The following is a 4,650-nucleotide window of genomic DNA, read 5'->3' as shown; positions in this document are numbered from 1 at the left end:
CGTTTGCTATTTTTTTGTCACCTTCTTTTTATCCCAATGTTCAACACGCCCTAATTACTCATACCGATTAACATTACCGACATACATACTTTTATAGTTATCTGATGCTTATCAATAAATTATTGACTAGGTATTAGCTAAATGACTTGCAATGGTAAAGCTTAGACGCAATAGTTATAAGTAATTCCAATTACAATTAATATGATTATGGACGAATTTATGCAATCAACCTTTCAAAACAAAGATATAGACCCTAATTTAAATTTAGTAGACTTTAGTCAAATTACTGCTGAACAACTAAAAGAACAGATAAATCAAGCTCTTGAGGCTGGCAATATATTTCTTGATAACTTAGACAATGAAAATGAAACCTTGCATCAAGCCCAACAAGCCTTAGCAGATATCATTGAGTTTGACCATATAGAACTGGATTTAGACCGTAGTTGGGGCGTTTTATCTCATCTAAATAGCGTTATGAGCAATGATGATATTCGTCATATTTACCATGATATGCTACCGCTACTCTCAGCCTTTAGTACTCGTGTTGGTCAAAATAAGCCGTTATATCAACGTTACCAAACCATTAAAAGTGACTCTACTTTTTTTAAAAATCTAGAGCCTGCCCGCCAACGCGCTATAGAAATAGCTATCCAAAGTTTTGAGTTATCTGGAGTTGCTCTAGAAGCGGATAAACAAAAACAATTTGCAGACATTCAAAGTCAGCTATCCTCCTTATCTGCTAAGTTTTCTGACAACATCTTAGATGCTACCCAAGCTTATGCCCTACCTTTAACTGATGATCAGTTGGCGGGTATTACCTATAGTGGATTAGCGATGTTAAAAGCGGCTGGTGAGGCTTATAAAGCCAATCAAGCAGACTCAAAAGATGCTAAAACCGATGAGCCGTTGTATGTCGCAACTTTGGATGTTCCTTCTTATTTGGCAGTAATGACGCATGCTGATCACCGTGAGCTACGTAAAACTTTATATAAAGCTTATGTTACTCGAGCATCAGAGTTCGATGAGCACAAAAACGATAAAGGGGAATCACTCGATAACAGCGACATCATGGCAAACATCTTAAGCCTACGTGCAAAAAAAGCCACACTGCTTGGCTTTGATAATTATGCCCAAGTTTCACTGTCACGAAAAATGGCAGAGAGCACCGATCAGGTAGAGACTTTCCTTCGCAATCTGTCTAAAAAAGCAATGCCTGCTGCCAAACGTGATTTAGACCAACTTAAAGCTGAAGCCAAAAATCATGGCATTGGCATTGGCATTGATATAGATATTGATACTGATACTGATAATATAGAGCCTTGGGATACCGCTTATCTGGCTGAAAAAGTAAAACAGGCCAAATTCAAACTATCCCAAGAAGAGATTCGTCCTTATTTCCCTTTACCAAAAGTGATAGAAGGCTTATTTGATATTGTGAATAAATTATTTGGGGTTCGAGCGATTGAATGTTCAGATAAAATACCTTTATGGCATAAAGATGTCCGCTTCTATCAACTTTTTGATAGCAATAGTAGCGCAGCAAATCAAGATAGCGAAGATCGTTTAATTGGTGGCTTTTACTTCGACTTATACGCTCGTAAAGGCAAGCGAGGTGGTGCCTGGATGAATGGCTTTCAAGCCCGTTATAACTATGCAGGCACGGCTAAGCCATATTCACAACTACCGGTATGCTTTATGGTAGGCAACTTCACATCACCTACTGACGATAAGCCTAGCTTATTGACTCACGATGAAGTATTGACCTTATTCCATGAGTTTGGGCATGGTCTGCATCACTTATTAACTGAAGTTAGCATTAGTCATGTGGCCGGCGTAAATGGTGTCGAATGGGACGCAGTAGAGTTGCCCAGTCAGTTTTTGGAAAACTGGGCATGGGACTCTGAAGGTATTAAATTAATTAGTGCTCATGTTGATACAGGTGAGCCGTTACCTGAATCACAGTTAGAAGCTTTACTGGCTGCCAAAAACTTCCAAAGTGGCATGCAAACTTTGCGCCAGATTGAGTTCTCTTTATTTGATTTATTGATTCATGCTGCTACGCCCGCACCTGATTATCAAGGTATTTTAGCAACGCTAAATCAAGTGCGTGACGATGTTGCTGTGATGCAAACACCTGAATACAACCGTTTTGCAAATGGCTTTAGTCATATCTTTGCTGGGGGTTATGCAGCGGGTTATTATTCTTATAAATGGGCGGAGCTATTGTCTGCTGATGCGTTTAGCCGCTTTGAGGAAGAAGGGATATTTAACGTCGCAACTGGTCAGTCTTTTCGTGAGAATGTGCTAGCAGTAGGTGGTAGCCTGCCTGCCAAGACTAACTTCGAGAATTTTAGAGGCCGTGAAGCTAGCATTGATGCGCTACTTCGCCATGGCGGTTTTATCAATGATATTGACGATGAAGATAATGATGATGAGGTAACCTAACATGCGTTATCAGTCCACACGCCCCAAACGTCAATTCTTAGCAGGAGTTAGCTGCCCCAATTGTCAGACGATGGATGCTGTGGTTCAGGTTCAGGTGTTTGAACCTGAACCTGATGAATATATCGAATGTACTCAATGTGGCCATATTGAAAGACGTCCTGATCCAGATGATATTAACGAAAAAAACAACTTAGCCAATGATGCCATGACTACCGGCACTACTGGTACGGTTAAGTTTTTGAAGTAAGCCACTAGAAGCACACCACTTTAAGCTATCACCTAAAATTGAACTATACCTTAGCCCAAACAAAAGCCAGATAGCTGATCTATAAAATGAGCAGCTATCTGGCTTTTTAAACATCTAGATTTATATAAACTAGCCTGTTATTTTTTTATACTTCATACGCTTAGGTCCTGCTTCATCGCCTAAGGTTTTCTTACGATACGCTTCATACTCTGAGTAGTTACCGTCATACCACACTGGACCTTCAGGCTCAAATGCCAAAATATGAGTGGCAATACGATCAAGGAACCAGCGATCATGCGAGACCACCAACACTGTACCTGGGAAAACTTGAATCGCATCCTCAAGGGCACGTAGGGTTTCTACATCCAAATCGTTTGATGGCTCATCGAGTAAGATAACGTTTGCGCCTTGTTTAAGCGTTTTGGCCAGTTGCAGACGATTACGCTCCCCGCCCGATAAGCTACCTACTACCTTTTGCTGATCAGAGCCTTTGAAGTTAAAGCGGCCAATGTATGCACGACTTGGGGTTTCATAGTCACCCACTTTAATAATATCTAAACCGTCTGATACCTCTTCCCACACCGTTTTTTTATCATCCAAATTATCACGAACCTGACCTACATAAGCCACGCTCACACTTTCACCTAAATCTACTGTACCAGTATCCGGCTTATCAAGTCCGGTCATCATGTTAAACAGGGTAGTTTTACCCGCACCATTTGGACCAATGATACCTACAATAGCGGCAGGCGGTACATTAAAGCTTAGGTTTTCGTACAACAAGCGATCGCCGAAAGATTTCGAGATGTTGTTGACCTCGATTACTTTATTACCTAAACGTGGACCGGGTGGAATATAGATTTCTGAGGTCTCATTACGTTGCTGGAATTCTTTTGAGTTAAGCTCTTCAAAGCGTTGAATACGAGATTTAGATTTGGCCTGCTGCCCTTTTTGGTTTTTGCGTACCCATTCAAGCTCTTTTTTCAGTGCTTTAGCAAAAGACTCTTCTTGCTTATTCTGCTCTTCTAAACGCTTATTCTTTTGCTCTAGCCATTCAGTATAGTTGCCTTCATAAGGATAACCATAACCGCGGTCAAGCTCCAAAATCCACTCCGCCACGTTATCAAGGAAGTATCTATCATGGGTAATGGCAACAATGGTTCCGCTAAAGTTTTTCAAGAATTGCTCAAGCCAAGCCACAGACTCTGCGTCCAAATGGTTAGTAGGCTCATCAAGAAGCAACATATCTGGGCGAGAGAGTAGTAGACGGCATAGAGCCACACGACGTTTTTCACCCCCAGAGAGCTTGCTAACATCAGCATCCCAAGGTGGTAGACGTAGCGCATCTGCTGCTTTTTCAAGTTGGGTATTTAAGTTATGCGCATCCCAAGCCTGAATAATATCTTCCATTTTACCTTGTTCTTCAGCTAACTTATCGAAATCAGCATCTGGCGCGGCATATTCGGCGTAGATTTCATCTAGACGGCTTAGTGCATCTAAGGCTTCGCGCATACCATCTTCGACGTTGCCACGCACATCTTTATTATTATCTAGCTGTGGCTCTTGGGGTAAATAACCAATCTTAGTACCCGGTTGTGCGCGAGCTTCACCACTATAATCGGTGTCCACGCCGGCCATGATACGTAGTAAAGTTGACTTACCTGCACCATTGATACCTAAAACACCAATTTTTGCGCCAGGGAAAAACGATAGGCTAATGTCTTTTAATATTTCACGTTTAGGGGGAACAAGTTTTGAGACCTTGTTCATGGTATAAATATATTGTGCCATTAAGACTCCATTATTTACGTTAGTCGTTACAAAAACTTCATTAAAAACTCAAAAAATAGTTAGCCGTCATTATCGCATATTGGCCTAAAGTTATCATCTAATGATATCAGCTTAATTCTCAGCACTTTATTTTTTGATTTAAGTTTATACTTTATAAAATACCTGTT

The 4,650-nt window shown here is 40.8% G+C and carries 3 protein-coding genes; 2 read left to right on the top strand and 1 reads right to left on the bottom strand.

Going from position 1 to position 4,650, the window contains the following annotated elements; genetic code table 11:
- The first annotated feature begins 219 nt into the window (after positions 1-219).
- Together QZ265_RS09895 and QZ265_RS09890 are read left to right on the top strand one after the other, a co-directional pair.
- Positions 220-2,445: a M3 family metallopeptidase gene (locus QZ265_RS09895; RefSeq protein WP_296405764.1), complete on the top strand. Its 2,226-nt coding sequence runs from the start codon at positions 220-222 to the stop codon at positions 2,443-2,445.
- A 1-nt stretch (position 2,446) separates the two neighbouring features.
- A complete protein-coding gene (locus QZ265_RS09890; RefSeq protein ID WP_296405763.1) occupies positions 2,447-2,692 on the top strand; it encodes a YheV family putative metal-binding protein in 246 nt (81 codons plus the stop codon).
- Positions 2,693-2,821: 129 nt separating this feature from the next.
- On the opposite strand, the gene ettA is transcribed toward QZ265_RS09890, so the two are convergent.
- On the bottom strand, positions 2,822-4,483 hold the full coding sequence (gene ettA / locus QZ265_RS09885; protein ID WP_296405761.1) for an energy-dependent translational throttle protein EttA: 1,662 nt from the start codon (positions 4,481-4,483) through the stop codon (positions 2,822-2,824).
- Positions 4,484-4,650 lie beyond the last annotated feature (167 nt).

The sequence above is a fragment of the Psychrobacter sp. genome, assembly GCF_018260395.1.
GTDB lineage: Bacteria > Pseudomonadota > Gammaproteobacteria > Pseudomonadales > Moraxellaceae > Psychrobacter.
This window is presented reverse-complemented; position numbering and strand designations above follow the sequence as displayed.

Excerpts from the sequence above, each read along its gene's own strand:
- QZ265_RS09895 (WP_296405764.1), top strand. The coding sequence starts at position 220 with ATGCAATCAACCTTTCAAAACAAAGATATAGACCCTAATTTAAATTTA.
- ettA (WP_296405761.1), bottom strand. The coding sequence starts at position 4,483 with ATGGCACAATATATTTATACCATGAACAAGGTCTCAAAACTTGTTCCC.
- QZ265_RS09890 (WP_296405763.1), top strand. The coding sequence starts at position 2,447 with ATGCGTTATCAGTCCACACGCCCCAAACGTCAATTCTTAGCAGGAGTT.